16 protein-coding genes and 1 riboswitch are annotated in these 16,897 nt (G+C 69.1%); of the genes, 9 read left to right on the plus strand and 7 right to left on the minus strand.

What is annotated here, in order from left to right; genetic code table 11:
* Positions 1-148 precede the first annotated feature (148 nt).
* Positions 149-1,210 carry a DNA polymerase IV gene (gene dinB / locus Q7W82_RS05845; protein WP_242159699.1) on the plus strand — a complete coding sequence of 354 codons (1,062 nt, stop codon included), beginning with the start codon at positions 149-151 and terminating at the stop codon, positions 1,208-1,210.
* Between the two features lie 665 nt (positions 1,211-1,875).
* A complete protein-coding gene (gph, locus tag Q7W82_RS05850; protein ID WP_242159700.1) occupies positions 1,876-2,529 on the plus strand; it encodes a phosphoglycolate phosphatase in 654 nt (217 codons plus the stop codon).
* 433 nt (positions 2,530-2,962) lie between these two features.
* Here the strand turns inward: gph and btuB are convergent, their stop codons facing one another.
* The 3 genes from btuB to Q7W82_RS05865 form a co-directional block, all read right to left on the minus strand.
* Positions 2,963-4,834, minus strand: a complete 1,872-nt coding sequence (btuB, locus tag Q7W82_RS05855) for a TonB-dependent vitamin B12 receptor (protein WP_242159701.1) — start codon at positions 4,832-4,834, stop codon at positions 2,963-2,965.
* A gap of 113 nt (positions 4,835-4,947) precedes the next feature.
* A riboswitch (cobalamin riboswitch) is annotated at positions 4,948-5,165 on the minus strand.
* Positions 5,166-5,190: 25 nt separating this feature from the next.
* Positions 5,191-5,619 (minus strand): TfoX/Sxy family protein, encoded by a 429-nt coding sequence (locus Q7W82_RS05860; protein WP_242159702.1) that lies wholly within the window; start codon positions 5,617-5,619, stop codon positions 5,191-5,193.
* Positions 5,616-6,098 carry a GAF domain-containing protein gene (locus Q7W82_RS05865; RefSeq protein WP_160948164.1) on the minus strand — a complete coding sequence of 161 codons (483 nt, stop codon included), beginning with the start codon at positions 6,096-6,098 and terminating at the stop codon, positions 5,616-5,618. Before Q7W82_RS05865 ends, Q7W82_RS05860 begins: the two co-directional genes overlap by 4 nt.
* 120 nt (positions 6,099-6,218) lie before the next feature.
* Here Q7W82_RS05865 and bioD point away from each other — a divergent pair, with 120 nt between their 5' ends.
* On the plus strand, positions 6,219-6,908 hold the full coding sequence (gene bioD, locus Q7W82_RS05870) for a dethiobiotin synthase (RefSeq protein ID WP_242159703.1): 690 nt from the start codon (positions 6,219-6,221) through the stop codon (positions 6,906-6,908).
* 268 nt (positions 6,909-7,176) lie between these two features.
* Here the strand turns inward: bioD and Q7W82_RS05875 are convergent, their stop codons facing one another.
* The 3 genes from Q7W82_RS05875 to Q7W82_RS05885 all read right to left on the minus strand — a co-directional run bounded on the left by Q7W82_RS05875 (position 7,177) and on the right by Q7W82_RS05885 (position 9,745).
* Positions 7,177-7,554, minus strand: a complete 378-nt coding sequence (locus tag Q7W82_RS05875; RefSeq protein ID WP_242159704.1) for a phasin family protein — start codon at positions 7,552-7,554, stop codon at positions 7,177-7,179.
* Positions 7,555-7,836: 282 nt separating this feature from the next.
* Positions 7,837-8,196 carry a 6-carboxytetrahydropterin synthase QueD gene (gene queD, locus Q7W82_RS05880; protein ID WP_010343828.1) on the minus strand — a complete coding sequence of 120 codons (360 nt, stop codon included), beginning with the start codon at positions 8,194-8,196 and terminating at the stop codon, positions 7,837-7,839.
* Positions 8,197-8,371: 175 nt separating this feature from the next.
* On the minus strand, positions 8,372-9,745 hold the full coding sequence (locus tag Q7W82_RS05885; RefSeq protein WP_242159705.1) for a DEAD/DEAH box helicase: 1,374 nt from the start codon (positions 9,743-9,745) through the stop codon (positions 8,372-8,374).
* Positions 9,746-10,090: 345 nt separating this feature from the next.
* Here Q7W82_RS05885 and Q7W82_RS05890 point away from each other — a divergent pair, with 345 nt between their 5' ends.
* On the plus strand, positions 10,091-11,080 hold the full coding sequence (locus tag Q7W82_RS05890; protein WP_242159706.1) for a fumarylacetoacetate hydrolase family protein: 990 nt from the start codon (positions 10,091-10,093) through the stop codon (positions 11,078-11,080).
* An 89-nt stretch (positions 11,081-11,169) separates the two neighbouring features.
* Complete coding sequence (gene maiA, locus Q7W82_RS05895) at positions 11,170-11,826, plus strand: maleylacetoacetate isomerase (RefSeq protein WP_242159707.1); 657 nt, start codon at positions 11,170-11,172, stop codon at positions 11,824-11,826.
* Between the two features lie 398 nt (positions 11,827-12,224).
* Here the strand turns inward: maiA and Q7W82_RS05900 are convergent, their stop codons facing one another.
* Positions 12,225-13,364, minus strand: coding sequence for a PilT/PilU family type 4a pilus ATPase (locus Q7W82_RS05900; RefSeq protein ID WP_017907532.1), 1,140 nt, complete (start codon positions 13,362-13,364; stop codon positions 12,225-12,227).
* A 99-nt stretch (positions 13,365-13,463) separates the two neighbouring features.
* Here Q7W82_RS05900 and Q7W82_RS05905 point away from each other — a divergent pair, with 99 nt between their 5' ends.
* From Q7W82_RS05905 to Q7W82_RS05920, 4 genes are all read left to right on the plus strand, one after another.
* The gene (locus Q7W82_RS05905; RefSeq protein ID WP_048491628.1) at positions 13,464-13,856 is read left to right on the plus strand and encodes a DUF4398 domain-containing protein; all 393 of its coding nucleotides are present in this window, start codon (positions 13,464-13,466) and stop codon (positions 13,854-13,856) included.
* Positions 13,857-13,873: 17 nt separating this feature from the next.
* On the plus strand, positions 13,874-14,746 hold the full coding sequence (locus tag Q7W82_RS05910; protein WP_242159754.1) for a hypothetical protein: 873 nt from the start codon (positions 13,874-13,876) through the stop codon (positions 14,744-14,746).
* 334 nt (positions 14,747-15,080) lie between these two features.
* Positions 15,081-15,299 carry a YdcH family protein gene (locus tag Q7W82_RS05915; protein WP_010340228.1) on the plus strand — a complete coding sequence of 73 codons (219 nt, stop codon included), beginning with the start codon at positions 15,081-15,083 and terminating at the stop codon, positions 15,297-15,299.
* A 191-nt stretch (positions 15,300-15,490) separates the two neighbouring features.
* Entirely contained in the window at positions 15,491-16,861 is a 1,371-nt protein-coding gene (locus Q7W82_RS05920; RefSeq protein WP_242159708.1) for a pyridoxal-phosphate dependent enzyme, read from the plus strand.
* The last annotated feature ends 36 nt before the right edge of the window (positions 16,862-16,897 follow it).

The following is a 16,897-nucleotide window of genomic DNA, read 5'->3' on the forward strand; positions in this document are numbered from 1 at the left end:
TCAATCAAACGTTTTATCCGTACGCACGCGTAGTGTCGGCAGCGGCGACGGCGCGCGCACTGCGCCGGATCAAGGCGCGCGTTCTCAATCCGTGCGCAGTGCCGGGCTTATCATGTGCTCACCGTTCGCAGGCGTAGGGTTGGGGTCGATGCGCAAGATCATTCACGTCGACATGGATGCGTTCTACGCGTCCGTGGAGCAGCGTGACGATCCGGCGCTGCGCGGCAAGCCCGTGGTGGTGGCCTGGCGCGGCATGCGCTCGGTGGTGTGCGCCGCCTCCTACGAGGCACGCGTGTTCGGCGTGCGCTCGGCGATGCCGGCGCTGCGCGCCGAGCGGCTGTGCCCGGACGCGATCTTCGTGCCGCCGGATTTCGCCCGCTACAAGGCGGTGTCGCGGCAGGTGCGCGAGATCTTCCAGCGCCACACCGACCTGATCGAGCCGCTGTCGCTGGACGAAGCCTACCTGGACGTCACCGCGCCCAAGGGCGAAATGCGCACCGCCACCGAGATCGCCCAGACCATCCGCGCGCAGATCCGCGCCGAAACCGAATTGACCGCATCGGCCGGGATCGCGCCGAACAAGTTCCTGGCCAAGATCGCCTCGGACTGGCGCAAGCCCGACGGCCAGTTCGTGATCCGTCCGCATCGCGTGGACGCGTTCCTGACGCCGTTGCCGGTGAACAAGGTACCCGGCGTGGGCAAGGTCATGGAGGCCAAGCTGGCGGAACTGGGCATCGCCACCGTCGGCGATCTGCGCGGGCGCAGCGAGGCGGAACTGGAGGCGCGCTTCGGCAGCTTCGGCCTGCGCCTGTACCAGCGCGCGCGCGGCATCGACGAACGCCCGGTGGAATCGGACCAGCCGGTGCAGTCGATCTCCTCCGAGGACACCTTCGCCGAAGACCTGGCGCTGGAGGCGCTGGAGCCGGCGATCCGGCAACTGGCCGAGAAGACCTGGAACGCCACCCGCCGCACCGAGCGCATCGCGCGCACCGTGGTGCTGAAGCTGAAGACCGCGCAGTTCCGCATCCTCACCCGCAGTTTCACCCCGGAGCAACCGCCGGACTCGCTGCAGGCCTTGATCGACATCGCCCTGGCGCTGCGCGAGCGGGTGGACCTGCCGGCATCCACCCGCTACCGCCTGGTCGGCGTCGGCCTGTCCGGCTTCCACGAGCGCGAGCCGGGGCAGGCGCAGGGGTGCTTGTTCGGTTGAGGCGGTTGCGTTGCCTGGGAGACTGCCTTCCCGGCTGACTGCATTGGAACGTGTGCCACGGGAGACTGTCGTACCCTCTATCGCGGCGCCCTGAGCGGTGCGTGGATTGAAACACCTGGGGTTACGGTGCGGCGACGGCGGGTCTGTGTCGCGCCCTTGCGGGGGCGTGGATTGAAAGCGCATCGAGGCGTTCAGCAGGCACAGCGTCAGCGGTCGCACACGCTCGCGTGTGCGTGTGTTGAAACAACCATGGGATGTGGGTGCAAGCCGAGAACCTGGCCGTCGCTCCCGCGTCGGGACTGAAGTCCCTCCCACAGGGGCATGCTGCTCGGGTTGCAACAGCGACTTCATCCTCCGGCACGCGGATCGACCTGGTCGCGTCCTCACGGACGCGTGGATTGAAACATGGGTGGGGATCGCCAACCGGTGATGTTCTCGGGTGTCGTGCGCGCGAGCGCAGGGATCGAGCGGTTGACTCGGACCGGGATGGATCGCGTGAGCGCGGTTCGCGCGATCGGTCGCCGTCACGGCGCTGCCGTAGCGGGCGTGGCGTGGTCGCAATCGCGTGCCAGCGAAGGCAGGGCACGCGTCGCGCGCGCGCGTCGCAACCGCGTCCGACATTGCGCCACCTACAATGCGCACTTGTCCCCCTGTGTTGGCACGACATGACATTTCCTTATGCATTGGTGGTGTTCGACCTGGACGGCACCCTGGTCGACAGCGGCGCCGACATCGCCGAGGCGCTGAACCGCACCCTGGCCGACTTCGGCCTGCCGCGCGTGTCGGAGGCGACCGTGCTCGGCTGGATCGGCGAGGGCGTGCGCAAACTGGTCGAGAGCGCCTGGCGGCATGTCGGCGACGCCACGCCACTCGAGACGGTGATGCCGACCTTCATGCGTCACTACGCCGAATGCCTGTTGCGCAGTCCGCGGCTGTATCCGGGTGCGGCCGAGGCGCTGACGCAGTTGCATGCGGATGGTGTGACGCTGGCGCTGTGCACCAACAAGCCGTCGGCAATGGTGCCGCCGTTGTTGCGCCATCTGGGCGTGGCCGATCTGTTCTCTGCGGTGCTCGGCGGCGACAGTCTGCCCGAGCGCAAGCCCAGCCCGGCGCCGCTGCTGCACCTGGCGCAGCAGTTCGCGCAGCCGCCGGCGCGCTGCCTGATGGTCGGCGATTCGGGGACCGACCTGCAGGCCGGCCACGCCGCCGGCATGCCGGTGGCGCTGGTGCGTTACGGCTATCCGCGCGATCTGGATCTGGCCACGGCCGACGTGGTGTTGCTGATGGATGATTTGCGCGAGCTGCTGCGGCTGCGCTGATACGACGGCGATCCAAACACTGCGGTGTAGCGCAAAGACCGGGATGCGCTTGCAGGAGCGGCTTCAGCCGATGACGCAGTAAGCCCCTCTCCCCCCGGGAGAGGGGTTGGGGTGAGGGTCCGGGCGCGCAGCGGTCGCTGAACTGTCAGGTTTGTGCCGCGATGCATGAGCACGAGGGAGGCTGTTTGCGTTCGGCAGCCAGCGGCCTGATCGCGAGCGACCACGTGCGCGTGCGTCGCGCATGTCTGCTTTGAGAATGCGCGCATCTACATCCGCTGTGTTCGCACATGCCGCCTTTCGTAGGAACGGCTTCAGCCGCGACAGGCTTTCCCGGGAAAGCCGATCACGGCTGAAGCCGCTCCTACAAAAAAAGACGCGTGGTTTCTGCACTGTCGTCCCGCGCCACGCCATCGGCGCAGCGCGGGACGCCGGCTCAGCGCGCTGCCGGCGCGTAGCGCAGGGTCAGCGCGTACTCGCGGCCCGGCTGGTTGTACCAGTTCACCGTCTGGTAGTCGCGATCGAACACGTTGCTGGCCTTGGCCTGCAGCGTCCAGTCCGGGGTGAACGCGTATTCCGCGCGCAGGTCGACGGTGCCATAGCCGGCCAGGCGCACGCGGTTGGCCGCGTCGTCGAAGCGGTGGCCGCTGCCGAACACGGTGACGCCGAGCTTGACCGGGCCGATGCCGCGGTCCACGTCCAGGCGCGCGGTGTTCTGCGCGCGCCGCGCCAGCCAGTTGTCGCGGTTGTCGCCGTCGCTGCGGTTGCGCGGATCGGTGTGGCTCAGCTGCGCCGACAGTTCCCAGCCGGCCAGCAACGCATAGCCGGTCAGTTCGGCGCCGCGGATGCGTGCCTCGTCCACGTTGACCGGCAGGAAGCTGACCGCGTCGTAGGAGATCAGGTCCTTGACCCGGGTCTCGTAGGCGTTGAAGGTCCAGTTCCAGCTGTCGGCATACTGCGCGATGCCCAGGTTGCCGCTCTTGGAGCGCTCCGGCTTCAAGTCAGGGTTGCCGGCGAACGGGTAGTACAGGTCGTTGAAGGTCGGCGCCTTGAAGCCGGTGCCGACGCTGGCGGTGAGCTTGAGGCCATGCGCCAACGCCAGGCCCCAGCCGAGGCTGCCGGTGGTGTGCTCGCCGAACTGCTCGTTGTCGTCGCTGCGCACGCTGGCCTGCAGCTGCTGCGCGCCGAAGCGGCCCTGGTACTCGGCGAACACGCCGGTGTTGTCGCGGCTGTCGACGTCGAAGGCGGTGGTGCTGGCGACGTGCTCACGCTGCCAGTCGCTGCCGACGCTGAGCAGGTGGCCTTCGGCCAGGGTGATGTCGCCCTGCAGCGCGGCGGTGTCGCGGCGGCTGTCGAAGGTGCTGATGAAGCTGCGGGTGCGCGCGCCCGGCGCACGGTAGTAGCTGTCGGCGTCGTCGACGTTGCGGCCCAGCTGCGCGGCCAGGTGCAGGCGATCGGAGGGCGTCCAGTCGAGCTTGCCGCTGAACACCTGCTGGGTGTTGTCGGCCTCGTTGCCGGCGAACAGCGCGTCGCCGTCGTACGCGTTGCGGCTGTCGATGTTCAGCGCCTGGCCCTCGATGCGCAGCGTGTCGGTCAGGGCGTAGCCGCCGCGCGCGCTCAGCGAGACGTTGCGGTAGCCGTCGCGGTCGGGCTGGTCGACGAAGCAGCCGGCGAATAGCGTGGCCGAGCCGTTGCAGGCATTGATGCCGTCGGTCTTCTGGTAGCCGCCCTGCACGGCCAGCCAGCCGCGCTCGCCGCGGTTGCTGAAGCCGGCGCCGGCCTCGCGCAGGCCGTGGCTGCCGCCGCCCAGGCTCAGGTTCTGCTGGAAGCCCTGGCCGCCGCGGCGGGTGAAGATCTGGATGACGCCGCCGATCGCGTCGGAGCCGTACAGGCTCGAACGCGGGCCGCGCACGATCTCGATGCGCTCGATCTGGCTCAGCGGCAGATCCTGGAACGCGGCCAGGCCGGCGCTGGCCGAGCCGATGCGCACGCCGTCCACCAGCACCAGCACGTGGTCCGATTCGCTGCCGCGCAGGTTCAGCGTGGTCAGCTTGCCCAGGCCGCCCTGGTTGGAGATGCCGATGCCGGCGCGGCCCTGCAGCAGCTGCGCCAGCGAATCGGCCTGGCTGCGCTCGATCTCGGCGCGGTCGATGACCTGCGCCGGGACCACGCTGTCCTCCACCGAGATCTGGGTGCGGGTGGCGGTGACCAGGACCTGGTCGAGGTCGGTGGCGGCATCGGCGGCGTGGGCCAGCGCGGGCAGGGACAGGGCGGACGCGATCGCGACCGAAAGCAGGCGGGACGACATGGGTGGCAACTCCGGCGCGCGGCTGCGCGCTGTGACGGCAAGGGAGTCGCGAACGGAAGGTGCAAGCGGACGGCGCCGGACACGGCGCGGCACGCCGCGACGCCCTCCGCATCGCAACCAGTGAACTGCAAGGCCGGTCTCCGGGCTGGCGATCGGGGAGGCGGACCTCCCGGCTGCGACGCCTTCCCATGCCCAGGCACAGTGGCGCAGGTCGTCAGCGCGGATCGCTTACCGTTGCGGGGGCAGCGCCGGCCTTGTCGCAAGACGCACCGGCTTCCCGTTTCAACCCGCTGGCCGGAGCCGGCGGGTCACCTTGAAGCGGCGCGATTGTACGCGATCGCCGCTGCCTGCGCGGCTCAGTCGGCGTGGGTGCCGTGGCCGTCGTCGTCGCCGTGATGGTCGTTCGCCGGCGTGTCGTGCGGGTCGGGCGCGTAGGCGCCGTCGGCGTCATCGTCGCCGCGCGTATCGGCGCGGTCGAAATGGGTGGTCGCCACCGGCCCGGCGACCGGCAGGCCGCGCTGCGCCGGCAGCGCCGCCGTTGCGGTCTCCAGCTCGCCCAGCAACTGCGCGCGCCGCGCCTCGGACAGTTCCTGCCAGTGGCAGCCGCTGAGCGCGCCTTCCAGCGAATACAGCAGGTTGAGGCTGGGCTTGAAGCCGGCACGCTTGACCTTGACGAAGGCCCCGACCGCGCCGGCCGCCTCCAGGTCCTGCTGCGTGCGCACGCCGACCTGGCGCAGCCAGGCCGCGCTCTTGGGGCCGATGTTGCGCAGCTTGGTGGTGCTCATCGCAGGCTGTCGACGAAGACCTGGGCGATCGCTTCCAGCCCGCGCTGGTCGTCGGCGTCGAAGCGGGCCAGGTCGGGGCTGTCCAGGTCGAACACGCCGACCAGCGCGCTGTCGCGCAGCAGCGGTACCACCAGTTCCGAACGCGAGGCCGCATCGCAGGCGATGTGCCCGGGGAACGCCTCCACGTCGTCGATGCGCTGGGTCTGGCCGCTGCTGGCGGCCGCGCCGCATACGCCCTTGTGCAGCGGAATGCGCACGCAGGCCGGCAGACCCTGGAACGGCCCGACCACCAGTTCCTTGCCGTCGTAGAGATAGAAACCGACCCAGTTCAGCCGCGGCAGCGCGTGGTACACCAGCGCCGCCAGGTTGGCGGCATTGGCGATACGGTCGGGCTCCCCGGCGACCAGGGCACGGGCCTGGTCGAGCAACTGGGCGTACTGTTCCGGCTTGCTGCCGGTGAGCGAGGACGAGGCGAACATCGCCCGAGTCTAGCAGCGCGCTGGGTCCGCCGGCACCGCCGCGGCTGACGCGCGCGGCGCGCCCGGCTATCCTGCGCGCCGCCGCGCGTCCCGCCGGCCAACCGACAGGGTTTCGTTCGCATGGCTGTTCCCGCCTTCTACGTCACCGGCACCGATACCGGCATCGGCAAGACCATCGCCAGCACCGCGCTGCTGCATGCCCTGCGTGCGCGCGGCCAGCGCGCGGTGGGCATGAAGCCGGTGGCCAGCGGCTGCACGCGCGAGGCCGAGGGCTGGCGCAACGAGGACGCACTGGCGTTGCAGGAGGCCAGCGCGCCGCGCCCGCGTTATGACGATCTCAATCCCTACGCGCTGCCGCTGCCGCTGGCGCCGGAACTGGCCGCCGCCGACGCCGGCGTGCAACTGGAACTGGCGCCGATCGCGGCCGCGTTCGAACGCCTGCGCGCGCAGGCCGACGTGGTGGTGGTGGAAGGCGTGGGCGGCTGGGCGGCACCGTTGTCGGCGACGCTGGACCAGGCCGATCTGGCGCGCGCGCTGCGGCTGCCGGTGGTGCTGGTGGTCGGCCTGCGCCTGGGCTGCCTCAACCACGCCCGGCTCAGCGCCGCGGCGATCGCCGCCGACGGCCTGCAGTGCATCGGCTGGATCGGCAACGAGATCGACCCGGCGATGGAGCGCATCGACGACAACATGGCGATGCTGCGCACGCGGCTGCCGATGCCGTGCTGGGGGCGGCTGCCGTACCGGCCGCAACCGCAGGCCGAGCAACTGGCCGCGCAGTTGCAGCCTTGGGCAGGAATGTCGCCGGGCTGACCAACTGCCGGACGGGTTGTGTGGGAGGGACTTCAGTCCCGACACCTCACAAACGAAGCATCGGTGTCGCAGCTTTCCCGCAAAGAAAGACAGGAACGCCGGGACGCACGCGATCGACCAATCCCCAATCCCCAACTCCCGAATCCCGCCCATAAAAAAGGCCCGGTAGAGGGAGGGATCTACCGGGCCTTGGGGTTGCACGGGGGGAGGGACCCGTGCAGACCGAGGGTGCGTCGGGCGGCGAACCGCAGCGACGTCGAATCGGGTCTTACTTGGCGGCGGGCTTGGCTTTGGGCGCGGCTTGCTCGGTCGCCGCCTCGAACTGGTGCTTGGCGAGCTGGCCGATGGCCTCGGAGGTCTTCAGGCTCAGGCCGAACACTTCCTGGTTGGCCGTGGCCAGCCGCTCGAAGTTGTCGCGGGCGATCTGCAGGCCCTTCGGCCACAGCGCCTGCACGGTGCCCAGGTCGCGTGCCTCGGTCAGTTCGCCGAGGAAGCCGGTGGTGGCCGACACATTCTTTTCGAAGGTCTTCAACTGCACGCCGAATACGCTCTCGGCGCTCTCCAGCGCCAGGCGGTTGGCACGCGCCGCGGTGGCGGCGAACTGCTGGGTGTAGCTGCTGAACTGGTCGTTGAATTGAGCGGACATCATGCAACTCCATTGGAATGCCGACTGCTGTTGCAGTGCAACATACGCCCATTCTGCTGCGATGCAACAAAATTTTCTGAAGCCGCTCAGGATCCGTTCAAACTGCTTTTCTGCTCAATGGCTTGGCGCAATTCCGCCAGCCCTTGCCGGACGCCCCCGCGAGCCTGGAAAGCGCCAGATGCGCGCGACGACGAACGCAAGGCGGGCGGCATCGAAAACCCTCAGCCGGCGCGGTGCCGTCCTTGCGATTCCCTAGTCCCCATTCCCCAATCCCAGCCTTGCTCAGCCCGGACCGCGATAGCGGCAGCCGGACGTGCAGGTCTCGTGCACCACCACCTCGCTCAGCAGCGGCAGCGCCGGCTTGAGCCGTTCCCAGATCCACATCGCCAGGCGCTCGCTGGTGGGGTTGTCCAGCCCGTCGATGTCGTTGAGGTAGTGGTGGTCGAGCTGGTCGTAGAGCGGGCGGAACGCCGCCTTGATGTCGCCGAAATCCATGACCCAGCCGCTCTCGGCGCCGGGTTCGCCGCTGACGTGCAGCTCGATGCGGAACGAATGGCCGTGCAGGCGCGCGCACTTGTGGCCCGGCGGCACGTTGGGCAGGCGGTGCGCGGCTTCGAGGGTGAAGACTTTGAAGATATCCATGGGAGGCATTCTACGGTCGGGGTGGGGCGGCATGGCGCGATGCTGGGCGCGCGCAACGACGGCGGTGGCGTCATGCTGCAGGGCGGGCGATCTGCGCGCTGCCAGGTGAAGCGGAATAAAAAGGCCGCCCCGAAGGGCGGCCTGGGTGCGTGCGGAGGGCGCGGCCGCGGAAGGCTCAGCGCGGCGCGGCGGGGCGGTTGCCGCCGCCGTTGCCCTGGCGGCGGCCCTGACCCTGGCGGCGGGCGCCGTCGGCGTGGTGGCCGCCGGGCTTCTTGCTGCCGGCGTGGGCATGCGCATGCGCCGGCGCATCGCCGTGGCCGCGGCGGGCATGGCTGCCGCGGCGCGGCGGACGCTGGCCGCCCGGACGCTCGTCCGGCGGGTTGTTGTTGCCCCAGCGGATCGGCGTGACCGGCTCGAAGCCCGGCACGTCGCGGATGTCCATCTCGCGCTTGAGCATGCGTGCGATCGCGCGCAGCAGCTTGGCCTCGTCCTGCGCCACCAGCGAGATCGCCTCACCGGTCGAACCGTTGCGGCCGGTGCGGCCGATGCGGTGCACGTAGTCCTCGGCGACCATCGGCAGGTCGTAGTTGATGACCTTGGGCAACTGGTCGATGTCGATGCCGCGCGCCGCGATGTCGGTGGCCACCAGCACGGTGATCCGGCCGGCCTTGAAGTCGCTCAGCGCACGCAGGCGCTGGCCCTGGCTCTTGTTGCCATGGATCGCGGCGGTCTTCAGCCCGGACTTGTCCAGGAAGGTGGTCAGCTTGTCGGCGCCATGCTTGGTGCGGGCGAACACCAGGGTCTGCTTGCGCGAGTCGGCGGCCAGCAGGTGCAGCAGCAGTTCGCGCTTGCGCGCACCGTCCACCGGGTGCACGCGGTGGGTGATGGTGTCGGCCACGGTGTTGCTCGGAGTGGCCTGGATTTCCTGCGGATCGTGCATGAACTCGCGGGCCAACTGCTTGATGCCGTCCTCGAAGGTGGCCGAGAACAGCAGGGTCTGCCGGTTCTGCTTGGGCAGCTTGGCGAGGATGCGCTTGATCGAGGGCAGGAAGCCCATGTCGAGCATGCGGTCGGCTTCGTCCAGCACCAGGATCTCGATGCCCGACAGGTCCACGCTGCGACGCTCGAGGTGGTCGAGCAGGCGGCCCGGGCAGGCGATCAGCAGGTCCACGCCGCGACGCAGCGCGTCGAGCTGGTTGCCCATGCCCACGCCGCCGTAGATGGTGGTGCTGGGAATGCGCAGGTACTTGCTGTAGCCGCGCAGGCTGTCGTGGACCTGGGTGGCCAGTTCGCGGGTCGGGGTCAGGATCAGCGCGCGCGGCTTGCGCGGGCCGGTGCCCACCGGCTGCGGCGAGGTGCCCAGGTGCTGCAGCAGCGGCAGGCCGAACGCGGCGGTCTTGCCGGTGCCGGTCTGCGCGCCGGCCATCAGGTCATGGCCTTCCAGGGCGACGGGAATGGCCTGCGCCTGGATCGGGGTGGGGGTTTCGTAGCCCTGCTCGGCCAACGCGCGCAGCAGGAAGGGCGCAAGGCCCAGGGATTCGAACGACATGAGAATGCTCCGGATAACGCGCCGACGCCGGGACGGACCCGGCGCGCAGGCGCAAGTAGGTGAGGCTCGGAGCGTTCCCGTGAACCGCGCTGCGAGAGGGTGGATCAACCCGCAGCGCGAGGCTGGGGTTCGTCGGCACCACGAAAGGCGTCGGGCGGGGCGGGCGAGTCGGATCGTTGCGATCCTGGCCTCGCCGGCGATCCCTGAGGGAAACGGACGGCCGCATGCAGACCGGGTCAGTGTACCTGAATTGGCGCGCTGCACAAAATGCGGGTCCGTTTCAGTTGAAACCAAGCCGGCGTCTGGCCGTACAATCGCCGGCTCAGCCCCCAGCACTGGACGGACATGAAGCTAGGTTCCCTGAAGGAAGGCGGTCGCGACGGCACCCTGATCGTCGTGTCCCGCGATCTGACCCGCGCGGTGCGCGCCACCGGCATCGCGCCGACCCTGCAGCGCGCGCTGGAGGACTGGAGCAACCTCGCCCCGCGCCTGAACGCCTTGTCCGAGTCGCTCAACGACGGCAGCGCCGACGGCCAGTTCGACCTGGACATGGCGGCGCTGGCGGCGCCGCTGCCGCGCGCCTACGAATTCCTCGACGGCAGCGCCTACCTGCCGCACGTCGAACGCGTGCGCCGCGCGCGCGGCGCCGAGGTGCCGGAGAGCTTCTACACCGATCCGCTGATGTACCAGGCGGTCAGCGCCGGCTTCTACGGCCCGCGCGACGCGGTCAAGGTGGTCAGCGAGGATTACGGCATCGACCTGGAGGCCGAGATCGTGGTGGTCACTGACGACGTGCCGATGGCGGTCAGCCCGGCGCAGGCCGCCGCGCACATCCAACTGATCGGCCTGGTCAACGACGTGTCGCTGCGCAACCTGATTCCGCCGGAACTGGCCAAGGGCTTCGGCTTCGTGCAGTCCAAGCCGCGTTCGGCGCTGTCGCCGGTGTTCGTCACTCCCGACGAACTGGGCGATGCCTGGCAGGGCAACAAGGTGCACCTGCCGCTGCTGACCCACATCAACGGCGCCTGGTTCGGCGCGCCGGAAGCCGGCGAGGACATGCAGTTCGATTTCGCGCAGCTGGTCGCGCACGCGGCCAAGACCCGGCCGCTGGCGGCCGGCGCGGTGGTCGGCTCGGGCACCATCGCCAACCAGGACACCACGCGCGGCGCCTCCTGCTTCGCCGAGCAGCGCACCGTGGAGACCCTGCGCGACGGCAAGCCGAGCACGCCGTACATGTCCTTCGGCGACGTGGTGCGGATCGAAATGCTGGACCGTGACGGAGTGAGCATCTTCGGCGCGATCGAGCAGCGCATCGAGCAGGCGCCGCTGCCCTGACCCGGCCGGCGGCGGTGCCGGGGCGACCGGCGGCGCCGCGGCCCAGGTGTCCACCGGTATCGTTGTCGATTGCGCAGACGGAGGCGGGCATGGACGAGGCACTGCAGCTTTATACCTACTGGCGCTCCAGTGCCGCGTACCGGGTGCGCATCGGGCTGGAGCTCAAGCGCCTGGCCTACCAGTCGCTGCCGGTGCATCTGGTGCGCGATGGCGGGCAGCAGCATTCGCCGGAATATGCACGCTTGAACCCGCAGGAGCTGGTGCCGACCCTGTGCCACGACGGCCAGCCGATCCGCCAGTCGCTGGCGATCCTGGAGTACCTGGACGAGCGCTGGCCGGAGCCGCCGCTGCTGCCGGACGCGCCGATCGATCGCGCCCGCGTGCGTGGCCTGGCGCAACTGATCGCCTGCGACATCCACCCGCTCAACAACCTGCGCGTGGCGCAGTTCTTCGAGAGCGCCTGGAACGTGCCGCAGCCCGAGCGCGAGGAGTGGATGCGGCACTGGATGCAGGTCGGCTTCGATGCGCTGGAGCAACTGCTGGCCGAATCGCCGGACACCGGCAGTTTCTGCCATGGCGAGCAGCCGGGCCTGGCCGACTGCTGCCTGGTGCCGCAGCTGTACAACGCGCGCCGCTTCGGCGTGGACCTGCAGGTCTACCCGACCCTGGAGCGGATCGAGCGCGCCTGCCTGGCGCTGCCGGCCTTCGACGCGGCGCGCCCGGAAAACCAGCCCGACGCGCAGTAAGTCGGGAGTATCGTCGTAGGAGCGGCTTCAGCCGCGACCGGCGTGCCGGTAATGCCCGATCGGCCAACGCTGCCGCCATCCCTGCCGCATCGGTAAGCATGAGAATGTGGAAAGGACTGCAGTGCCTGACGCTCCGTCCTTCGCGCGTCGCGACTGAAGTCGCTCCCACAGGGGCTTGCGGCGAACGCGCTGGGTGCACTGTGGGAGGGACTTCAGTCCCGACGCGCAGTTGCGTGGAGGTGGCGTTTGCCCCGGGAAGGGCGACCGCGCGGTGACCGCTGGTGGACCCTGGTCCGCCGTTGCCGCCGTTGCCGCCGTCGCCGCGGGGCCAGCGCGACCAGGCGTCTGCGAACGCCCGGTCGCGGCTGAAGCCGCTCCTACGAGGAAGTGGCGACGCCTCAGACGAAGCCGTGGGTGATGCGCGGCGCGGCGCTGGGGCCGCTGTCGTAGTCGGCGTAGGGATCGTGTTCGCCGCTGCCGCCTTCGGACAGGCGGAACTTCAAGGCCAGGCCGTCGCGCGAGTCGGCCGCGCGCAGCGCTTCCTCCTGCTCGATCTGGCCCTGCTTGACCATGCGGAACAGGCACTGGTCGAAGGTCTCCATGCCTTCCTCCAGCGATTCCTCCATCGCCTGCTTGATCTCGTGGACCTGGCCGCGGCGCAGCAGGTCGCGGATCATCGGCGTGTTCAACAGCACTTCCGAGGCCGGCCGGCGGCGGCCGCTGCTGTCCTTGACCAGGCGCTGCGAGATCACCGCGCGCAGGTTCAGCGACAGGTTCATCAGCACGTTCTTGTGCGCGCTCTCGGGGAAGAAGTTGAGGATGCGCTCGATGGTCTGGTCGGCGTTGTTGGAGTGCAGGGTGGCCAGGCACAGGTGCCCGGTCTCGGCGAAGGCGATGGCCGCCTCCATGGTCTCCGCGTCCAGGATCTCGCCGATCAGGATCACGTCCGGCGCCTCGCGCATCGCGTTCTTCAGTGCGTTGTGGAAGGCGTGGGTGTCCAGCCCGACCTCGCGCTGGTTGACGATGGACATCTTGTGCTTGTGCAGGTATTCGATCGGGTCCTCGATGGTGAGGATGTGCCCGGTGGTGGTGCTGTTGCGGTAGTCGATCATCGAGGCCAGCGAGGTGGACTTGCCCGAGCCGGTCGAGCCGACCACCAGGACCAGCCCGCGCGGGGTCATGATCACGTCCTTGAGCACCTGCGGCAGGTGCAGCTCCTCGATGCTGGGGATCTTGCTGCGGATCGCGCGGATCACCATGCCGACCTCGCCGCGCTGCTTGAACACGTTGACGCGGAAGCGCCCGGCGTCCTGCAGGGCGATGGCCATGTTCAATTCCAGCTCCCGCTCGAACTGCGGCACCTGGCCTTCGTCCATCAGCGAGTAGGCGATCTTCTTGACCATGCCCGGCGGCAGGCCGGTGGCGCCGAGCGGGTACAGCTTGCCTTCGATCTTGATATAGACCGGTGCTCCTGTGGTCAGGAACATGTCCGAGGCGTTCTTTTCGGTCATCAGCTTCAGGAAATAGCCGATATCCATGCGCAATGGTTCCCCAACGATCCGCAATCGCCCGTTGCAAGCGCGCCACAGGCTTCCGACAATGGCCGTGATCGACGTCTCCGTCCACGGCCCCCCTAGATGAAAACTAGCTTCGCACACTTCCGTTGTCAGCAGTATGTGATGGCCTGCGCATTGGCGTTGTTCGCCGCGCCGGCCGCATTCGCCCAGGTGGCCTCGCCGGAACTGCTGTCTGCGCAGCAGGCGGTGCAGCGCGCGATCCAGGCCGATGCCGATCAGTACGCGCCGGACCTGCTGGCCAGCGCCCGCCAGGGCCTGGAACAGGCGCAGCAGGCCGCGCTCGACCGCCGCCAGCGCAAGACCGCGCCGCAGCTGGCGCTGCGCGTGGCCGCCGATGCCGACCTGGCCCGCGCTCGCAGCGAGGAGGCGGTGGCCAATGCGCAGTTGAAGCAGCGCCAGGCCGAGGTGGCCCAACTGCAACAGACCCTGGGCACCGGGGAGGGCCGTCCATGAGCCGCGCGCTGCACGGAATGCGCCGCCTGGCCCTGCTGGCGTTGCTGCTGGCGCCGCTGGGCGCGATGGCGGCCGACGACCCGGAACTGGCCGTGCTCAACCAGCGCCTGGTGGCGCTGCAGGCCGATCCGCTCAACGCCGATGTCGCCGCCTACGAACGCCTGCAGGCGCAGCAGGCGGTGGCCAACTTCGCCAACGCCAAGCGCAAGGAGCGCGACGAGGCGCGCTACCTGGCCGAGCGCCGGGTCGAGATCGCCGAAACCATGGCCCGCGCCGAAATCGCCCGGCGCCAGGTCGACCAGTTGGAGAAGACCCGCAGCGATCTGCTGATCGAGGCCAGCCGCCGCGAGGCCGCGCGGGCCCGCCAGGAGGCCGAGCGCCTGCGCGTGCAGGCGCAGATCCAGGCCGAGGAGGCCGAGAGCCTGCGCCAGGCCGCCGAGGCCGAGCAGGCTGCGCGGGCAGACGCGGATGCGGCCCTGGCCAGCGTCGCCGGGCAGCAGACCGCCAAGCTCAGCGCCGCGCAGCAGAAGTCGGCCAAGCTGGCGCGCGAGGAGGCCGAACTGGTCGCCGGCACCAAGCTGCCGGCCTCGCGCTTCGAGACGCGCGGGGAGGTCTTCACCTTCTCCGGCGCGGCCTTCGGCGCCGGCAAGGCGGCGCTGTCGGGCGATGCCACGAACCAGGCCAAGGCCCTGTCCCAGTACCTGCAGATCAGCAAGGGCAAGGTGCGGGTCGAAGCCTACGACACCGATGCCGGGGTGGCGCAGAAGCGCGCCGATGCCCTGCGCGCGGCCCTGGTCAGCGGCGGCGTGCCCGCCAACCGGGTGCAGGCGGTCGGCAAGAAGGGGGCGTCGACCAAGGCCCGTTCGGCCGAGGTTGTGATCGCGCCCTAAGCCTGTCGTGCCCTTTTGCATCGGCGTTTAACGGGGTTTTCCCCTGGGCCTGAGCGCCGAGCAACTGAATGCGACAAAGCGGGCTTGCTTCTCTTGTCCGCGGCGGTAGGGAAGCGTAGGGTCGGTATTCCAGGTGGCACTCCCGCCGCCTGGTGCCAACGGAGGAGTCCGAGCCGATGACGCAGTGGCGCGCACCGCAGTCCGACGTCGCAGGAACCGTGGTTCCAGGCGTTGCGGCGGTGCAGCCGGCGGCTCGCGCGCTTCCGCTCCCAGGCAACGCCCCGTGCCGCAGCGGCCGGGGCGTTCTTGTTTCTAGCTGAAGGAGGCTATTCCTATGTTCGAAGGGCAACCGCAGACCGAAATCGACGCGTTGATCAAGTCCGATCCGGAGTTCAAGCAGCTCTACCAGCGCCACAAGACCTTGGACAAGAAGTGCATGGACGCCGAGCTCGGCGTGCTGCCGATCGACGATGTCACCCTGGCGCAGATGAAGCGCGAAAAGCTCGCCGCCAAGGAAAAGCTGCTGCGCCTTTACGAGCAGAAGCCGCACTGACCGTCCCATTCCCCCTTGTCGCGGGCGGTGGCTGGCCTCCTCGTCGGCTTGCCACCGTCCGCGTCATCCCCCTCCGAGAGCCGCGATTGCGGCTTTTTTCGTCCGTGCCGCGCGCATTCTCTGACTTTCCACCCCCGAGCGCGGATAATGCCCGGTCCAGCCGCTGCCGCGGCGCGACGCATTCGGACCCGATGGCCATTCACTCCTCCGTCCTCGACCTGATCGGCGACACCCCTATCGTCAAGGCCAGCAAGCTCGACACCGGGGTGTGCGAGCTGTACCTGAAGCTGGAGAGCGCCAATCCCGGCGGCTCGATCAAGGATCGCATCGGCCTGTCGATGATCGAGGCGGCCGAGCGCCGCGGCGACCTCACGCCCGGCGCGGTGCTGGTCGAGGGCACCGCCGGCAACACTGGCATCGGTCTGGCCCTGGTCGCCCAACAGAAGGGCTACAAGCTGATCCTGGTGGTCCCGGACAAGATGAGCCGGGAGAAGATCTTCAACCTCAAGGCGATGGGCGCCGAGGTGGTGCTGACCCGCTCCGACGTGGCCAAGGGCCACCCCGAGTATTACCAGGACCTGGCCGCGCGCATCGCCGCCGAGACCCCGGGCGCCTACTTCATCAACCAGTTCGGCAACCCCGACAACCCCGCCGCGCACGAGTTCGGCACCGGCCCGGAGATCCTGCGGCAGATGGACGACCGGCTGGACGCGATCGTGTTCGGCTGCGGCAGCTCCGGCACCATGACCGGCCTGTCGCGCGCCTTCGCCGCCGCCTCGCCGCACACCGAGCTGGTGCTGGCCGACCCGGTCGGTTCGATCCTGACCGAATACATCGAGCAGGGCACGGTCAGCGAGAAGTCCGGCAGCTGGCTGGTGGAGGGCATCGGCGAGGATTTCCTGCCGGCGATCTCCGATTTCACCCGGGTCAAGAAGGCCTATTCGATCAGTGACGCCGAGAGTTTCCACACAGCGCGGGAACTGCTGGCCAAGGAGGGCATCCTCGGCGGCTCCTCCACCGGCACCCTGCTGGCGGCGGCGCTGAAGTACTGCCGCGAACAGACCGAGCCCAAGCGCGTGCTGGTGTTCGTCTGCGACACCGGCAACAAGTACCTGTCGAAGATGTACAACGACTACTGGATGCTGGACAACGGCTTTCTGGAGCGCCCGCAGCACGGCGACCTGCGCGACCTGATCCTGCGCCCGTACAGCCAGCGCGACACGGTGGTGGTCGGCCCCAAGGACCTGCTGACCACTGCCTACCAGCGCATGAAGCTGTACGACGTGTCGCAGCTGCCGGTCATGGAAGGCGATCAATTGGTGGGCATCGTCGACGAAAGCGACGTCTTGTTGCATGTATACGGCGATGAAGCGCGGTTCCGCGACCCCGTGGCCACGGCCATGGTCAGCAAGCTCGACCGGCTGGACGTCAAATCGCCGATCGAGGCCCTGCTGCCGGTGTTCGATCGCGGCCAGGTCGCCATCGTGATGAACGAGGGCGCTTTCCTCGGCCTGATCACCCGCATCGACCTGCTCAACTACCTGCGCCGCCGGGTGCAGTAATCCCTGCGCCCGGCACGGCCCCGTGCTGCATGGGGC

Source organism: Xanthomonas indica (assembly GCF_040529045.1).
Classification (GTDB): Bacteria; Pseudomonadota; Gammaproteobacteria; order Xanthomonadales; family Xanthomonadaceae; genus Xanthomonas_A; species Xanthomonas_A indica.

Bases quoted from the DNA above. Each gene is read 5' to 3' on its own strand.
- Q7W82_RS05865 (WP_160948164.1), bottom strand. From the start codon at position 6,098: ATGTTCGCCTCGTCCTCGCTCACCGGCAGCAAGCCGGAACAGTACGCC.
- Q7W82_RS05900 (WP_017907532.1), bottom strand. From the start codon at position 13,364: ATGGATATCGGCTATTTCCTGAAGCTGATGACCGAAAAGAACGCCTCG.
- Q7W82_RS05860 (WP_242159702.1), bottom strand. From the start codon at position 5,619: ATGAGCACCACCAAGCTGCGCAACATCGGCCCCAAGAGCGCGGCCTGG.
- Q7W82_RS05915 (WP_010340228.1), top strand. From the start codon at position 15,081: ATGTTCGAAGGGCAACCGCAGACCGAAATCGACGCGTTGATCAAGTCC.
- Q7W82_RS05875 (WP_242159704.1), bottom strand. From the start codon at position 7,554: ATGTCCGCTCAATTCAACGACCAGTTCAGCAGCTACACCCAGCAGTTC.
- Q7W82_RS05890 (WP_242159706.1), top strand. From the start codon at position 10,091: ATGAAGCTAGGTTCCCTGAAGGAAGGCGGTCGCGACGGCACCCTGATC.
- bioD (WP_242159703.1), top strand. From the start codon at position 6,219: ATGGCTGTTCCCGCCTTCTACGTCACCGGCACCGATACCGGCATCGGC.
- Q7W82_RS05920 (WP_242159708.1), top strand. From the start codon at position 15,491: ATGGCCATTCACTCCTCCGTCCTCGACCTGATCGGCGACACCCCTATC.
- btuB (WP_242159701.1), bottom strand. From the start codon at position 4,834: ATGTCGTCCCGCCTGCTTTCGGTCGCGATCGCGTCCGCCCTGTCCCTG.
- Q7W82_RS05910 (WP_242159754.1), top strand. From the start codon at position 13,874: ATGCGCCGCCTGGCCCTGCTGGCGTTGCTGCTGGCGCCGCTGGGCGCG.
- Q7W82_RS05905 (WP_048491628.1), top strand. From the start codon at position 13,464: ATGAAAACTAGCTTCGCACACTTCCGTTGTCAGCAGTATGTGATGGCC.
- queD (WP_010343828.1), bottom strand. From the start codon at position 8,196: ATGGATATCTTCAAAGTCTTCACCCTCGAAGCCGCGCACCGCCTGCCC.
- dinB (WP_242159699.1), top strand. From the start codon at position 149: ATGCGCAAGATCATTCACGTCGACATGGATGCGTTCTACGCGTCCGTG.
- Q7W82_RS05885 (WP_242159705.1), bottom strand. From the start codon at position 9,745: ATGTCGTTCGAATCCCTGGGCCTTGCGCCCTTCCTGCTGCGCGCGTTG.
- gph (WP_242159700.1), top strand. From the start codon at position 1,876: ATGACATTTCCTTATGCATTGGTGGTGTTCGACCTGGACGGCACCCTG.
- maiA (WP_242159707.1), top strand. From the start codon at position 11,170: ATGGACGAGGCACTGCAGCTTTATACCTACTGGCGCTCCAGTGCCGCG.